This is a genomic window from Bradyrhizobium sp. McL0615, assembly GCF_049993905.1.
Lineage (GTDB): Bacteria > Pseudomonadota > Alphaproteobacteria > Rhizobiales > Xanthobacteraceae > Bradyrhizobium.
The window spans coordinates 7360946-7376939 of record NZ_CP188254.1 but is presented as its reverse complement, the minus strand read 5'-3'; the positions used below and the strand labels follow the sequence as shown (position 1 = coordinate 7376939).

The window sequence follows — 15994 nt, the reverse complement described above, 5'->3', positions numbered from 1 at the left end:
CCGCTCCACTGACCAAACGATTTTCACCAAACCCTGCGGCCGCCGGCCGGGGCGAACCAACGCGCGCGTCGTAATCGAGAGGCAACCATGGCACTCAATCTGACCCCCCCTGACATCAGCGAGCTGAAACCGCGGATTACCGTCTTCGGCGTCGGTGGAGCAGGCGGCAATGCCGTCAATAACATGATCACTGCCGGGTTGCAGGGCGTCGATTTCGTCGTCGCCAACACCGACGCGCAGGCGCTGACCATGTCGAAGGCGCAGCGCATCGTGCAGATGGGCACGCAGGTGACGCAGGGCCTCGGCGCGGGGTCCCAGCCTGATGTCGGCGCGGCGGCGGCGCAGGAAGTCATCGACGAGCTTCGCGACCATCTCACGGGCGCCAACATGGTGTTCGTCACCGCCGGCATGGGCGGCGGCACCGGCACCGGCGCAGCCCCCGTGATCGCCAAGACCGCGCGCGAAATGGGCATCCTCACCGTCGGCGTCGTGACCAAGCCGTTCCACTTCGAAGGCATGCGCCGCATGCGCACCGCCGAGTCCGGCATCGCCGAACTGCACAAGGTGGTCGATACGCTCCTGATCATCCCGAATCAGAACCTGTTCCGGGTCGCCAACGAAAAGACTACCTTCGCCGACGCCTTCGCGATGGCCGACCAGGTGCTCTATTCGGGCGTTGCCTGCATCACCGACCTGATGGTCAAGGAAGGCCTGATCAACCTCGACTTCGCCGACGTCCGCGCCGTGATGCGCGAAATGGGCAAAGCGATGATGGGCACCGGCGAGGCCACCGGCGAGAAGCGCGCGCTGACCGCGGCCGAAGCTGCGATCGCCAACCCGCTGATCGACGACTCCTCGATGAAGGGCGCCCGCGGCCTGTTGATCTCGATCACCGGCGGCAAGGACCTGACCCTGTTCGAAGTCGACGAAGCCGCAACCCGGATTCGCGAGGAAGTGGACCAGGACGCCAATATCATCGTCGGCGCCACCTTCGACGAAACGCTCGACGGCATCATTCGCGTCTCCGTCGTTGCCACCGGCATCGAACAGGCACAGATCGCGCGCAATGCCGCCGCCGCCCCGGCGGTCGTGACCACTGCGGCCGCCACGGCTACCGCCACGACCTCGCCCGACAGCCGTCTGGCCGAACTGACCGCTCGCCTGCGCGCCGACAACGCGCGCCTGGCCGAACGCGCCCAGAAGCTCGAACCGGCGTCCGCGGCGCAGGCGGTTGCCCACGCTCCCGCGCAGGCCCCCGCCGCGCCGGCGCAACGTTCGTCCAGCAATGTCGAGCGTGCGGCGCTCGCTGCGATCGCCGCAGCGGTCGAGACGCCGCAACAGGCCCCGATCCAGGCGGCGTCCTATGGCGACGTCACGGTCCGCCCGATCGCGCAGAAGCCGACCCTGTTCCCGGATCACAACGAGGCCGCCCGCGTCGAACCCGAACAGCCCGCGACCCCCGAAACCTTCATCCCGCAGGCCGCCGAACGTGCGCCGGCCCGCTCGCCCCGGATGCCGAAATTCGAGGATCTCCCGATGCCGGCGCAGGCCGAGATCCGGCAGGCCCGCGGCGACGCAGAGGAAGACCATCCGCAGAAGTCCAAGCTGTCGCTGTTGCAGCGGCTCGCCAATGTCGGCCTCGGCCGCCGAGACGAAGAGACCGAGCCGCCGATCGCGGCCCGCGCCTCCGGACCCGCGATGGCGCCGCTGCCCGATCGCAAGCCGCAGCGTACCGTCGCCCAGCAGATGGCGGCGAATCAGGATCCGGTATCGGAGTACGCAAAGCGTCCGGCGCCGCAAGGTTTGGACGCCCATGGCCGCCCCGCACCTGTTGCACCGGCGCCACAGGGCGACGACCATCTTGATATCCCGGCCTTCCTCCGGCGCCAGGCAAACTGAGGTTTTGTTACAATCGAAGTGATCCAAAGGGCCCCGGCTGGAACAGTCGGGGCCCTTCTCTTATGGGGGGTGCCGAGCTTCGGTCAGCCGGTCAACCAACTGATTTTAAATCATTAATTATTCATTCCGTGATCAGTTATCGCGGATGAAACGGCCTCCCGCCGTGCCGTAGTTTGGTCAACCCTTGGCGCGATTGCGGCAGAGATAGGGTAACAATCCGTAAAGAAGCGTGAGTTGGCGCGCTTTGGGAATTGATTATGGTCTGCCGTGACTTGGGGATGCCTAGAACGCGAATCGGCGCGCACGCGCGGTTCCCGTCTTTAGGTTAAGTCGGGTAGTGGGCAGTTATCGATGAAATTCAGCCGCCAAACCACGCTTCGGTCGCAAGCCACCGTAACGGGCGTTGGCGTTCATTCCGGTTTACCTGTCAGCCTGACGCTTGGACCCGCACCCGTGGATGCGGGTTTTATTTTTGTCCGCACCGGTCTCGATGAGGCCGATCGCGAAGTTCCCGCAATCGCCGCATCGGTGACCGCCACCGATCTGGCTACCGTTCTCGGCGACCGCGATGGTCCGCTGGTCTCCACTGCGGAACATGTCCTCGCTGCCTTGCGCGGCATGGGCGTCGACAACGCCATCATCGAAGTCGATGGACCCGAAGTTCCGATCATGGACGGCAGCGCTGCAGCCTTCGTCGCCGCCATCGATCAGGCCGGCATTGTCACCCAATCGGCCTCCCGCCGCTTCATTCAGGTGTTGAAGCCGGTGCAGGTCGCAATCGGCGACAGCTTCGGTGAACTGCGCCCGCATGCCGGCGGTTTCCGCGTCGAGGTCGAGATCGACTTCACCAATCCCGTGATCGGCCGGCAGAATTTCTCGCTCGACCTCAACCCCGAAAGCTTCCGTCGCGAGGTTTCCCGGGCGCGGACGTTTGGCTTCATGAACGAGGTCGCGCGGCTTTGGAGTGCCGGTTTCGCGCGTGGCGCCTCGTTTGAGAATACGGTGGTGCTCGACGAAAGCCGTCTGCTCAACTCCGAGGGCCTGCGCTACAGCAATGAATGCGCCCGCCACAAGGCGCTGGACGCGGTCGGCGATCTGACCCTGGCAGGTCTGCCGCTGCTCGGCGCGTACCGCTCGGTGCGCGGTGGCCACAAGCTGAACCACGCCGTGCTGACGGCCCTGCTGGCCGATCGCAGCGCCTGGCGGGTGGTCGAGGCCGAACCGGCGCGCCGTTCCCGCGGCCATGTCGAGGCCGGCGCGGGCATGGTGGGCGGCCTGATCGCCCCGGCCTATGGTCCGGACGTTTCCTGACTTCCGACTTCGAAACGTCCTGGATTTTCGTCTCCGAAATATCCGGATTTTCGTCTTCGAGATATCCCGGGAATTTCCAAGCTTTTTTCGGGCCTCGGAGGCGCGTTTTCCGTAATAGCCACAATTGGTAACGCTGCGGTCCAGCCGCCTTAATCCGGGCGAATTGGCTGCGTATTCGGTTGGTTGAGGACCATTTTTCGGCTACAGATTCCCGCGGTCGTACGACCGCCGCCACGCGCTCTTGAAGAATTGGGTACCAAACGTATTGGGCACGGGGAATATGGCATCCATGACCGCGGTTCATGGACGGGCGGGCTCAATCATCCACCGCATCAAAGGCGTCAGGTCACAGATTCCATGCCGGCACAGCGTATGACGCTCGAACCACGCAAATCACTCAGGCCTTCCAGCCTCGCTGGGGCCGGACGGTCGTTGCGGCTGGCGGCGAGCCTGATTCTGCTCGCCATCCCCTTGAGTGGATGCGGCACCGGCGCGCTGTGGGACAAGTTCACCGCCAAGGACGACACCTTCAACGAGGACCCTCCGGACAAGCTCTACAATGAGGGCTTGTACCTGATGAACCAGCGCAAGGATAACAAGGCGGCGTCGAAGAAATTCGAGGAAGTCGACCGTCAGCATCCATATTCCGACTGGGCGCGCAAATCGCTGCTGATGTCGGCCTATTCCTTCTACAACCAGGGTGACTATGACAGCTGCATTGGCGCCGCCACCCGTTACGTGACGTTGCATCCCGGCAGTTCAGATGCCGCCTATGCGCAATACCTGATCGCGGCCTCGCATTACGATCAGATTCCGGACATCTCCCGCGACCAGGGCCGTACCGAAAAGGCGATCGCGGCGCTGGAAGAGGTGATTCGCAAATACCCGACTTCCGAATATGCGACCTCCGCCAAGGCCAAGCTCGAAGGCGCGCGCGACCAACTCGCCGGCAAGGAAATGGACGTCGGTCGCTATTATCTGGAAAAGCGCGACTTCACCCCGGCCATCAATCGCTTCAAGACCGTGGTCACCCGCTACCAGACCACCCGCCACGTCGAGGAAGCGCTGTATCGGCTCACCGAGGGCTATATGGCAATCGGCATCGTCGGCGAGGCGCAAACGGCGGCGGCCGTGCTTGGGCACAATTTTCCTGACAGCAAGTGGTACAAGGACGCCTACAATCTTGTAAAGTCGGGCGGTCTCGAGCCGAGCGAGAACAAGGGTTCCTATATTTCCAGGGCCTTCAAGAAATTGGGTCTGGGCTGAAAAGTCTGGCCTGACCGGCCGGGCATTCACCTTGTGCCCATAACGTGAACAAATATAGTACAAAACGCTCCCAAGATCTGCTAGTGATGTGTCGATTCTGACACCTGCAGAGTCGGCTCCCGGGCGGGGGTCGGTGTCACAACCTGACCAGTGGGAGTTGCCGTCACATGCTGGCGCGTCTGTCGATCCGTGACATTGTTTTGATCGAACGCCTCGATCTCGAATTCTCCCGCGGCCTTGCGGTGCTCACCGGCGAGACCGGCGCCGGCAAGTCGATCCTGCTCGACGCCTTCGCGCTGGCGCTTGGCGGCCGCGGCGACGCCGGGCTGGTGCGCCATGGCGCGGAGCAGGGGCAGGTGACGGCCACCTTCGACATCCGGAACGGGCATCCGGCGACGAAGATCCTCGCCGGCAACGGTCTCGATGATTCCGGCGAAATGATTCTTCGCCGCGTCCAGTTCGCCGACGGCCGCACCCGCGCCTTCATCAACGACCAGTCGGTCAGCGTGCAGACCCTGAAGGCCGTTGGCGCGACGCTGGTCGAGATCCACGGCCAGCACGACGAGCGCGCGCTGGTGGATGCCTCGACGCACCGGCAATTGCTCGACGCCTTTGCCGGGCTGGAGAAGGAAGTCACGGCACTGGAGACGTTGTGGGAGTCGCGCCGCACCGCCCTCAGCGCGCTCGACGCACACCGCGCCAGCATGGAGCGCGCCGCCCGGGAGGCGGACTATCTGCGCCATGCTTCCGATGAACTCCGCGCGTTGAAACCGGAGGATGGTGAGGAGACCGCGCTGGCCGCACGCCGCACCACCATGATGCAGGGCGAAAAGATCGCCAGCGACCTGCGCGAGGCGCAGGAGGCGGTCGGCGGTCCGCATTCGCCGGTGCCGGCGCTGGCGGCGGCGGTGCGCCGCCTCGAACGCCGTGCCGCCAATTCGCCGAGCCTGGTCGAGCCGGCGGTGCGGGCGATCGACATCGCGATCAATGCGCTGGAGGAAGCCGACCAGCACCTCCACGCCGCGCTGGTCGAAGCCGACTTCGATCCGGCCGAGCTCGAGCGCATCGAGGAGCGGCTGTTCGCGCTGCGCGCCGCCTCGCGCAAATATTCGACGCCGGTTGACGGGTTGGCGGCGCTGGCTGCCAAGTTCTCCTCCGACGTCGCGCTGATCGACGCCGGCGCCGACCGGTTGAAGAAGCTGGAAGGCGCTGCGACCGAGGCCGACCGGCGCTACAGCGCGGCGGCGGCAAAACTCTCCGCGGCCCGCAGCAAATCGGCCGACAAGCTCAACAAGGCCGTCACCGCCGAACTGGCGCCGCTGAAACTCGAGCGCGCCAGGTTCATGACCCAGGTCGAGAGCGACGCCAACGCGCCGGGCCCGCAGGGCATCGACCGTGTTGAGTTCTGGGTGCAGACTAACCCGGGCACGAGGCCGGGACCGATCATGAAGGTCGCGTCCGGCGGCGAGCTGTCGCGCTTCCTGCTCGCGCTCAAGGTGGTGCTGGCCGACCGCGGCTCTGCGCCGACGCTGGTGTTTGACGAAATCGATACCGGGGTCGGCGGTGCGGTGGCGGACGCCATCGGCTCGCGCCTCGCACGGCTCGCCGGCGGGGTTCAGGTGATGGCCGTGACGCACGCGCCGCAGGTCGCCGCGCGCGCCAGCCAGCATCTGCTGATCTCCAAGGACGCGCTCGACAGGGGCAAGCGCGTCGCCACCCGCGTCAACGCCCTCGCCGCCGACCGCCGCAGCGAGGAAATCGCCCGCATGCTGGCGGGCGCCGAGATTACGGTGGAGGCGAGGGCCGCGGCGAGGCGGCTGCTGCAGGCGGCCAGCTAGCTCTCGCGTTCCCGGACGCGGTGCGGCCTAGGACCGATCGACATTCAGGATTCCCAAGTGGTTTGATCGCTGATTCATAGAGTTCCGTGATTCGACACGGAGCAGATGATGGCGGCGAAGCGATATGAGCTGACCGAGGTGCAATGGGCGAGGATCTCGCCACTGCTGCCGGGGAAAGCTGGCGACCCGGGACGTACGGCTGCGGATAATCGTCTGTTCGTCAACGGATGTCTGTGGGTTTTGCGATCGGGGGCACACTGGAGCGATCTGCCAGAGCGGTACGGCAAGTGGAAAACGGTGCACCAGCGCTTCAGTCGCTGGTGCCATGCTGGCGTCTGGGAGCGCGTATTCGCTGCTCTGACCGCCGATCGCGACAACCATTACCTGATGATCGACAGCACCATCATTCGCGCCCACCAGCAGGCGGCGAGCGGAAAAGGGGGGCCAAAGATCAGGCGCTGGGGCGTTCCCGAGGCGGACTGACTACCAAGATCCACATGCTGGCCGATGCCCTGGGCCGTCCGCTCCGCTTTATCGTCACGGCTGGGCAGGTCAATGACATCACCCAGGCGCCCGCCCTGCTGAATGGCCAGAGCGGCGATGCCGTGCTCGCCGACAAAGCCTATGACAGCAATGCCCTGCGTGCGATCATCGCGGAAATCGGCGCAACAGCGGTGATCCCGTCAAACCGCACCCGCAGGATCATCATTCCGCACGACGCCGACGCCTACAAACAGCGCAACCGTATCGAGCGCTGCTTCTGCCAACTCAAACACTTCCGACGCTTGGCAACCCGTTACGACAGGCGAGCCACCAACTTTACCGGCTTCATCCATCTCGCTGCCGCAATAATCTGGATGCAATGAATGTCGATCGGTCCTAGGCGATGCGAAGCATCGTTCGGCAGCGCTGCTCTGCCGGGCCGGGACCCAGGCCGGACCAGATGTCCGGGCCACGAACCCCGCGATTTTGCCTCCAGGCCTGCTTCGTCGTATTCAACCCGCATGGCCAGAACAGTAAAACCGAAAACCGTTCCCGACGTCGACAAGCTCACCAAGGCCCAGGCCAAGGTCGAGCACAAACGGCTGTCGCTGGAACTCGAGGCGCACAACGAGCGCTACTACCAGAAGGACGCGCCGACCGTATCTGACGCCGCCTACGACGCGCTGCGCCAGCGGCTGGAGGCGATCGAGGTGAAATTTCCTGATCTCGTCACGACGGATTCGCCGACGCAGAAGGTTGGCGCCGCGCCCGCGCGCGGTTTTGCGAAAGTACAGCATGCCGTTCCAATGCTGTCGCTTGGCAACGCCTTCAGCGACGAGGACGTGACCGAGTTCGTCGATCGTATCCGGCGGTTTCTCAAGCTGGATGACGAGCATATTCCGGCGTTGGTTGCCGAACCGAAGATCGACGGCCTGTCGCTGTCGTTGCGCTACGAGAACGGCGAACTGGTCCGCGCCGCGACACGCGGCGACGGTTTTACGGGCGAGGACGTCACCGCCAACGTCCGCACCATCAAGGACATTCCGCACACGCTGAAGGGCCGCCATATTCCAGCGGCCTGCGAAATGCGTGGCGAAGTCTACATGCTCAAGAAGGACTTTCTCGAGCTCAACAAGAAACAGGCCGAGGCCGACGACACCGTGTTTGCCAACCCGCGCAATTCGGCGGCAGGTTCGCTGCGCCAGAAAGACGTTTCGATCACCGCCTCGCGGCCGCTGAAATTCTTTGCCTATACCTGGGGCGAGATGAGCGAGCGTCCGGCGGATACCCAGCACGGCATGCTGGAGTGGATGGACAAGGCCGGCTTTGTCGTCAATCCGCGGACCAAGCTTTGCAAGGATGTCGACGCCGTCCTGGAATTCTACAGCAAGATCGGCGAGGAGCGCGCCTCGCTCGGCTATGACATTGACGGCGTGGTCTACAAGGTCGATCGGCTTGACTGGCAGGACCGCCTAGGTTTTGTCTCGCGCAGCCCGCGCTGGGCGATTGCGCACAAATTCGCGGCCGAGCAGGCGACGACCATCCTCAACGGCATCGATATCCAGGTCGGCCGCACCGGCGCGCTGACGCCGGTGGCGCGGCTCGAGCCGGTTACCGTCGGCGGCGTCGTCGTGTCGAACGCGACGCTGCATAATGAGGATTACATCAAGGGCATCGGCAACGACGGCAATCCTATTCGTGACGGCGTCGACCTCCGCGTCGGAGACACGGTTGTTGTCCAGCGCGCCGGCGACGTGATTCCGCAGGTCGTCAGCGTCGTCATGGACAAGCGGCCGAAGACCGCCAAGCCGTACAAGTTTCCGGAGACCTGTCCGGTGTGCGGCAGTCATGCCGTGCGCGAGGAGGACGAGGCGGTGCGCCGCTGTACCGGGGTATTGATCTGTCCGGCGCAGGCGATGGAGCGGTTGAAGCATTTCGTTTCGCGACTGGCGTTCGATATCGACGGCCTCGGTGACAAGCAGATCCAGGAATTCTACGAGGATGGCCTCGTGATGTCGCCGGTCGACATCTTCACGCTGCAGAAGCGCGATGCGCGATCGACCAGCAAGCTGATGGAACGCGAGGGGTATGGCGAGACCTCGGTGCGCAATCTGTTTGCCGCCATCGATGCCCGCCGCTCGATCGAACTGCATCGTTTGATCTTCGCGCTCGGCATCCGCCACGTCGGCGAGGGCAATGCAAAACTGCTGGCGCGGCACTACGGCACGATCGAGAATTTTCGCGAGGCGATGCTGGCCGCCGCCAAGGGGACGAAGGACGAAGAGAACACCACCGAGGCCTATCAGGACCTCAACAATATCGGCGGCGTCGGCGAGATCGTGGCCGACGCGGTCGTCGAGTTCTTCGCCGAACCGCGCAACGTCAAGGCGCTCGGCGAACTCCTGCGCGAGATCGAGGTGAAGCCGGCCGAACAGCCGCGCAAGAGTTCCCCGGTCTCCGACAAGACCGTGGTGTTCACGGGCTCGCTGACCAAGTTCACCCGCGACGAAGCCAAGGCGATGGCGGAGCGTCTCGGCGCCAAGGTCGCAGGCTCGGTGTCGAAGAAGACCGATTATGTGGTGGCTGGGGAGGATGCTGGCTCGAAGCTTACCAAGGCGCGAGAGCTTGGGGTGGCGGTGCTGACCGAAGATGAGTGGCTGACGTTGATCGGGGAGTGAGGCGCGACTATCAGTTTAGCGCACGAGGCGGGGGCACTGGTGCTGTTAGCGCTTGAGTATCTGCCGCTCAGTCTTTTCGGTCCAGGCGGCATATTGTTGCTTCTCACAACCGTCGTCAGTTTTCTTGTTGCCCGACGCGCTGGACGGATCACTCCGCTGCATTGGATTTTCGCAGTCTTATTTAATATCCCGACGGTTATTTATGTACTGTTGGGAGACCTGTCGCACAGCTCCGTGATGATGTACCTCGTTCTGGGCTATGGCCTCGGCGGGTTCGGGATGGGATGGTTACTAGGCATTTTAGCTTGCTGGTCATCTTGGCGGCTTGGCGGCAAGGCAGTCTAAGCAAACACAATTCGGGCGCGGGCATTCACAGCATCCCGCTCTCTTCCTCCTCCGCCTTCTTGATCAATTCCTCGCTGACCACGACGCTTCCGCGCGGCACCAGGAAGAACATCGCCGACGCGCAGGCGATCGAGAGCGCGAAGATGGCCGCCGTCAACGGCAGCGTGGTGGTGGAGTGGCCGCCGAGATAGGCGCCGAATTGCGAGACCAGCGCGCCGATGCCCTGCTGCAGAAAGCCCATCGCGCCGGCCGCGGTGCCGGCGGCCTCGGGACGGACACTGATGGCGCCGGCCGCGGCGTTGTTCATCACGAAGGCGTTGGCGACCATCACGATCATCTGGGTGCCGAACAGCCATGATGGTGCCTGGTTGGTCCCGGTGATGCTGAAGATCAGGTTCAGCAGCGCGCCGCCGAACTGCAGCGCCAGGCCAAACCAGATCAGCTTCTCCAGCGAATGGCGCGGCGCGAAGCGAACGCAGAACAGGTTGCCGACCAAATACGCAAATCCGGTCGTCGCGAACCATGCGCCGTATTCGGCGGTGGTACGGCCCATCTGCGTCACCACGATGTAAGGGCCACCGCCGGCAAAGGTGAAGATGATCTGCGAAGCCAGCACCTGGCACAGTACATAGCCGAGAAAGGCGCGGTCGCGGACCAGCTTGCCGACATCGCCGCGGAAGCTGCCGCTCATTCCGCGGTCGCGGCGCGTCTCGGGCAGTGCAAGGGCAATCAGGACCGAGACGCTGAGCGAAGCCCCGGTAATGAAATAGAAGATCGCGCGCCAGCCGAACGCGGTCTCCAGCAGGCCGCCGACCAGCGCGCTCAGCATCTGTGCCGTCATCATCACCCCGATGACGAGGCTGATCATGGAGCTGATGCGGTCGCGGCTGTAGAGATCGCGGATGATGGCGCGGCTCACCACCATTCCGGTGGCGCCGCCGAGCGCCTGCAGGAAGCGCGCGGCGATCAGCTGCGGCAGCGTCTGCGCCAGCGAGCAGCCGATGCTCGCCGCCACCATCAGCGCGAGGCCTGCGAGCAGCACCGGACGGCGGCCAAACTTGTCCGACAGCGGCCCCATGATGAGCTGCGAGCAGGCGATGCCGACCATGTAGAGCGACACCGTCATCTGCGCGACGGAGATGTCACCGCCAAACGTCGTCGCCAGCACGGGCAGCGCCGGCACCAGCATATAAAGCGAGATCGGCGCGACGCCGGTCATCGCGACCAGCATCAACAGCATGATCTTCGAGGTCGCGACGGCGTCCGCCGCCGCGCCGGGCGGCTTGCCCACGACGCCGTGCATTCAGTTCAGATCCCTGATGGTTGAAGATTCTGTTGGTTGAATCCAACTGTAGCGCGATGGCTCATGGCGGATACGGCCGTTTCAGCATGCGGCCATGCCGATTTCGGGAGGCGGGGGCTCATGTTCCGTCGGGCGAACAAACTCGCCTGTCATCATCCGCGTAGGCGGATGATCCAGTATTCCAGAGCACTCAGCGATTGAAACGAGAGAGCCCGGCGTACTGGGTCCCCCGCCTGCGCGGGGGACGACGGCGGGTTAGGCGACCGTGCTCAAAGCGGCAGCATTGCTGCCGTGGCCTCATCCAGCCACAGCTTCGTGGCGTTGTCGTTGAGATGCGGGCGCACCGCGCGGTTGACGCGCTCATGGTAATCGTTCAGCCATTTCAGCTCTGTCGGGCTGAGCATATTCACGTCGATCAAGCGGCGGTCGATCGGCGCCAGCGTCAGCGTCTCGAAAGCATTCGCCGGCTTCTCGGCGCCTGACACGTCGGTGCCGATGACGAGTTCGAGGTTCTCGATCCGGATGCCGTAGGCGTCGGTCTTGTAATAGCCGGGCTCGTTGGAAAGGATCATGCCGCGCTTCAGCGGCGTCGTGCCGAGTTTCGAGATTCGCGCCGGACCTTCATGCACCGACAGATAGCTGCCGACGCCATGGCCGGTGCCGTGTTCGAAGTCGAGGCCGGCCTGCCACAAAAATTGCCGCGCAAAGGAATCGAGCTGCGCGCCGGTGGTGCCGTCGGGAAAGATCGCGCGCGCGATCGCGATGTGTCCGCGCAGCACGCGGGTGAAGCGGTCGCACATTTCGTCTGATGGCGTGCCGATCGCGATCGTGCGGGTGACGTCGGTGGTGCCGTCCTCGTATTGCGCCCCGGAATCGATCAGCAGCAGATCGTGGGGCGAAATCCGCCGGTTGCTCTTGCGGGTGACGCGGTAATGCACGATGGCGCCGTTCGGTCCGGTCCCGGCGATGGTCGGAAACGAGACATCCTTCAGCGCGCAGGTCTGGCGCCGAAAGGTTTCCAGCGCCTCGACGGTGTCGATCTCCGTCAGCGCGCCGGACGGCGCCTCGCGGTCGATCCAGGCGAGAAAGCGCGTCAGCGCCACCGCGTCGCGCTGGTGCGCGGTCCGCGTGCCCTCGATCTCGGTGATGTTCTTCACCGCCTTCAACAGGCTCACCGGATCGTTGCCGCGCACCGGCTTTCCGCCGGCGCCTGTGATCAGGCGGCTCAGCGCATCCGCGGCGGTGGCGCTGTCGAGGGCGATCGCTGCGCCGCTACGCGCCAGCGCGGTCAGATCGGGCACCAGCGCATCGGGGTCGCGGACATCGGCGGATTGTTCGAGATGGTCGCGGGTGAGGTTGGAAAGCTTGCGATGGTCGATGAAGACGGTGGGGCGGCCGTCCTTCGGCACCAATGCATAAGACAAGGGCAGGGGCGTATGGGAGACGTCGGCGCCGCGCACGTTGAAGGTCCAGGCCACCGCATGGCTGTCCGACAGCACCAGCGCGTCGGCCCCGAGCCTGTGGATCTCAAGCCGGATCCGCTTGAGCTTTTCGGCTTCGATCTCGCCGGAAAACTGCATGCCGTGAACGGAAACGGGGCCGAGCGGCGGGGCCGGGCGCTCGGTCCACACCTGGTCCAGCGGGTTGCTGTCGACCGCGACCAGCTCGGCGCCTGCCTTGGCGCAGGCGGCGGCCAGACGTTCGGCTGCCGCAGAAGTGTGCAGCCACGGGTCAAATCCTAGGCGGTCACCGGCCGCAAGATGCTTGGCGAGCCAGTGTTCGGGCGGCGGATCGGCCAGCGGCTCGATATGCCAGGCCTTGCGGTCGACCTGCTTGGCGGCCTGCAGCGTATAGCGGCCGTCGACAAAAACGGCGGCCTCGCGCGTCAGGACGATCGCCATGCCGGCCGATCCGGTGAAGCCGGTCAGCCAGGCCAGCCGCTCTTCGGAGGCCGCGACATATTCGTTTTGCTGCTGATCGGCGCGGGGAATCACGAATCCCGTCAGCTTCCGCCGCGCCAGCTCCTCGCGAAAGGCGGCCAGCCGGGCGGCGAGCGCCACGCCGCTTTCGGGTTCTTCGAATGTCTGGAAATGGGCTTCGAACATCACCTTGTCACTTTAGGGTTGGGCCGTGAGGTCCGCAATGCAGCGGAGCTGGCCACAATTTGGCATAATCCGTGCTTCACTATAACCGTCCGCGCCAGTCGGATGGAACGGTTTTGCGGTGCAGGCCGTTCGGCTCAAGACACCCGGGAGGCTCCAGGAGTGTTTCAACTCAACGAAGAGGGGATGCACCATGCCTGCTTTCACGTTTGAGAAGATTTCGCCGCCAGCCGATCGTGGCCCGGTCCCGCCGGTCGCCAACAAGAAACAGCGCGGCGTTGTCGTCAAAATGCTCGACAGGTTCGCGGAAGCACGCGTCAAGCGATCGTTGAAGAAGGGCGTGATTGCGCGCAATCCACAGAGACCAGCCGACGAATAGAGCGCGTGCCCTCCAAGAGATCGACGGGTAAGCGGCGGGGTGGACCGATTGGGCTAAATCCGTCGCCTTTCATTTTCTTCATGTTCTAGATCAGATGCCTTCACCACGGATGCATTGACGATCCGTGACCCCTCGAACTCGCGCACAATCCGTTCATCTGGCTGCACTACGCCCAGATCGAACTCGCGATCAGGAGTGACCAGAACCATTCTTTGACCGACGATGACGACGACCGTGACGTCATGGGTTTCACCGGAAACAGCCCATTCGTATATCTCGCTCCGAAACGGATCCTTGCGCCATGCATCCGGAAATCCCGGGTCGCATCTGATTTCGATGCCGTCGTCGGATGTCGTCAAAACGAGCTTGGATTTATTCGGCTTCCACCGCTGGTCCAATTGATCATTGACCAGCCAAAGGCATTTGAAGCTCTGACACTCGGATGGCCGGTTGGGATAGATCAGACAGCCACGCCCTGGCTTGCAATGCGGGCACCACGAACTTGCCGGCTTTTCGAGCTCTTCGATGGCCATGACCTTGCAGCACAGCGTGCAGTCGTCGCACTGGCGGCCGCCGGCCGTCATTTCACATTGCGCAGCAACAGGCTGCTCCAGCCTTCGATACGCAGGTGCCGCACCGGCACCAGCCCACGGGCGCGATAAGCGGCGATGACGCCGGGCGCCTGATGCGTCAGCAAGCCCGACAGAATGACCAGCGCCGATGGCGCCAGATGCCGCGCCATCGGCGATGCCAGTTGCCGCAGCGGATTGGCGAGAATATTCGCCAGCACCAGGTCGAACGGCGCGGCGGCTACGAATTGCGGGGCCGCGAAGCCGGTGGCCCGGATCGCCTGCACCAGATGCCCTGACACGTTCAGCCGCGCATTTTCGCGGGCGACCTGCACCGAGGGCGGATCGATGTCGCTCGCCAGCACCTTTTGGTGCAGCGCTTTGGCCGCCGCAATCGCCAGCACGCCGGTGCCGGTGCCGAGGTCGAGCACGCGGCGCGGACGCCAGGCTTTCAGGACATGATCGAGCAGCAGCAGGCAGCCGCGCGTGGTGCCGTGGTGGCCGGTGCCGAACGCCAGCGCCGCCTCGATTTCGATGCCGAGCTTGTTGGGCGCAACACGTTCGCGGTCATGCTGGCCGTGCACGACGAAGCGTCCGGCCGGCACGGAGACGAGGTCTTCGAGGCTGGCCTTGACCCAATCCTTGGCCTCGACCGTGTCGAAGGCGATGCCCTCGGCGATATCAGTGCCTGCGGCATTGGCGACGAGCTCGCGGACCAGCGTTTGATCCGGCGGCTCGGCGAAATGCACCGTGACGTCCCATCGGCCATCCGGCCGTTCGAACGCGGCGATCGCGGCCTGGCCCTCAAAAAAAACTTCAGTCATCGCATCGACGACACTTTTAGCGGCGTGCTCGTCACCGATGGCAAAACTGACGCGATACGTAGGGCCTATGGAAGTCATTGAAGAACCTGGAAAAAGCGGAAGGAGCAGATTGGGGGGCAGGTGCGCGTTTAATTCAAATTTATGCGAACTTCATCTCGTACTACTCGGAAAAGTTGAGTGTCGGCCGTTAAAACACCCTTAGATTCATTCCCGTAGGTTCCCGGATAGGAACTGCAGGGGAACCCTGGGTTCCAGGAACATAAACTCCAGGTCGGAACCAGCTATGAAATCGGTCATTAAGTCATTCTTTAAGGACGAGTCAGGAGCTACGGCCATCGAATATGGCCTGATTGCTGCCGGAATCGCGATTGCGATCATCACTGCCGTGAACGGTCTCGGCACCAAGCTGAGCACGAACTTCGATACCATCAGCAACTCGCTGAAGTAACGGCCCATTTCGGGGGAATTTCGGGACCGGGCGCGCCAAGCGCCCGGTCTCTTTCGGTTTGGGCCAAGGCTGCTGCGGCGAAATATCTACCTTCTATCCACAGCCAGCAGGGGCATCGGTGATCCCGTTATGCACGGCAGACACCGCCCCTTCCCAAGCCGAAGGTAAATCGCGGGGCTTGGTTAAAATCCCGTTCGCGACGACCTCGTACACCTCCGATTCACCGCAATCCCCAGTTGGTCCCCCAAGCGCGCCCAATGGAACCGCACATTAAGTCGCCACGCCTGACAACGGGGCACGCTGAAAACAGCGAAAACGAAAACACAGGGGGAATTCATGAAGAAGATTACTGCCGTTTGTGCCTTGATGTGCGCCCTGAGCGCATATGTAAGCTATCCGTCGGCCACCATGTCCGGCGGCGCGACGCCTTCGCTGGCGCTGTCGCTGCAGGAATCCCGTTCGCTTCCGATTGAAGCCTACGACGCCGTTTGATTTGACAATTTAATCGTTTCGCAAGGCGCGACGCCGGTCCTGGCGTCGCGCCTTGTG

14 protein-coding genes are annotated in these 15994 nt (G+C 63.6%); 10 read left to right on the top strand and 4 right to left on the bottom strand.

Going from position 1 to position 15994, the window contains the following annotated elements:
• Positions 1–87: 87 nt before the first annotated feature.
• The 7 genes from ftsZ (at position 88) to ACPPVP_RS35410 (ending at position 9820) form a co-directional block, all read left to right on the top strand.
• Positions 88–1899 carry a cell division protein FtsZ gene (ftsZ, locus tag ACPPVP_RS35440; RefSeq protein WP_426528195.1) on the top strand — a complete coding sequence of 604 codons (1812 nt, stop codon included), beginning with the start codon at positions 88–90 and terminating at the stop codon, positions 1897–1899.
• Positions 1900–2250: 351 nt separating this feature from the next.
• Positions 2251–3210, top strand: a complete 960-nt coding sequence (gene lpxC / locus ACPPVP_RS35435) for a UDP-3-O-acyl-N-acetylglucosamine deacetylase (RefSeq protein ID WP_426528194.1) — start codon at positions 2251–2253, stop codon at positions 3208–3210.
• Positions 3211–3567: 357 nt separating this feature from the next.
• A complete protein-coding gene (locus ACPPVP_RS35430; protein ID WP_426528193.1) occupies positions 3568–4476 on the top strand; it encodes an outer membrane protein assembly factor BamD in 909 nt (302 codons plus the stop codon).
• A gap of 167 nt (positions 4477–4643) precedes the next feature.
• Positions 4644–6314, top strand: a complete 1671-nt coding sequence (gene recN, locus ACPPVP_RS35425) for a DNA repair protein RecN (protein WP_426528192.1) — start codon at positions 4644–4646, stop codon at positions 6312–6314.
• A gap of 108 nt (positions 6315–6422) precedes the next feature.
• Positions 6423–7180 (top strand): IS5 family transposase gene (locus tag ACPPVP_RS35420; protein WP_426527389.1). Its coding sequence is split into 2 segments (ribosomal slippage): positions 6423–6765 and positions 6765–7180, totalling 759 coding nucleotides; the frame shifts between segments, so codons are not numbered across the junction.
• A gap of 138 nt (positions 7181–7318) precedes the next feature.
• On the top strand, positions 7319–9475 hold the full coding sequence (gene ligA / locus ACPPVP_RS35415) for an NAD-dependent DNA ligase LigA (RefSeq protein WP_426528191.1): 2157 nt from the start codon (positions 7319–7321) through the stop codon (positions 9473–9475).
• A 39-nt stretch (positions 9476–9514) separates the two neighbouring features.
• Positions 9515–9820, top strand: coding sequence for a hypothetical protein (locus tag ACPPVP_RS35410; protein ID WP_426528190.1), 306 nt, complete (start codon positions 9515–9517; stop codon positions 9818–9820).
• Between the two features lie 25 nt (positions 9821–9845).
• Here the strand turns inward: ACPPVP_RS35410 and ACPPVP_RS35405 are convergent, their stop codons facing one another.
• Positions 9846–11123, bottom strand: a complete 1278-nt coding sequence (locus ACPPVP_RS35405; RefSeq protein WP_426528189.1) for a multidrug effflux MFS transporter — start codon at positions 11121–11123, stop codon at positions 9846–9848.
• A 269-nt stretch (positions 11124–11392) separates the two neighbouring features.
• Positions 11393–13228: an aminopeptidase P family protein gene (locus tag ACPPVP_RS35400; RefSeq protein WP_426528188.1), complete on the bottom strand. Its 1836-nt coding sequence runs from the start codon at positions 13226–13228 to the stop codon at positions 11393–11395.
• Between the two features lie 190 nt (positions 13229–13418).
• Between ACPPVP_RS35400 and ACPPVP_RS35395 the strand changes: the two genes are divergently transcribed.
• On the top strand, positions 13419–13604 hold the full coding sequence (locus ACPPVP_RS35395; RefSeq protein WP_426528187.1) for a hypothetical protein: 186 nt from the start codon (positions 13419–13421) through the stop codon (positions 13602–13604).
• Positions 13605–13657: 53 nt separating this feature from the next.
• Here the strand turns inward: ACPPVP_RS35395 and ACPPVP_RS35390 are convergent, their stop codons facing one another.
• Together ACPPVP_RS35390 and ACPPVP_RS35385 are read right to left on the bottom strand one after the other, a co-directional pair.
• Entirely contained in the window at positions 13658–14188 is a 531-nt protein-coding gene (locus ACPPVP_RS35390; RefSeq protein WP_426528186.1) for a hypothetical protein, read from the bottom strand.
• The gene (locus ACPPVP_RS35385; protein WP_426528185.1) at positions 14185–15075 is read right to left on the bottom strand and encodes a 50S ribosomal protein L11 methyltransferase; all 891 of its coding nucleotides are present in this window, start codon (positions 15073–15075) and stop codon (positions 14185–14187) included. Before ACPPVP_RS35385 ends, ACPPVP_RS35390 begins: the two co-directional genes overlap by 4 nt.
• A 205-nt stretch (positions 15076–15280) precedes the next feature.
• Between ACPPVP_RS35385 and ACPPVP_RS35380 the strand changes: the two genes are divergently transcribed.
• Positions 15281–15445 carry a Flp family type IVb pilin gene (locus ACPPVP_RS35380; protein WP_426528184.1) on the top strand — a complete coding sequence of 55 codons (165 nt, stop codon included), beginning with the start codon at positions 15281–15283 and terminating at the stop codon, positions 15443–15445.
• 336 nt (positions 15446–15781) lie between these two features.
• Positions 15782–15937, top strand: coding sequence for a hypothetical protein (locus ACPPVP_RS35375; RefSeq protein ID WP_426528183.1), 156 nt, complete (start codon positions 15782–15784; stop codon positions 15935–15937).
• Positions 15938–15994: the final 57 nt, after the last annotated feature.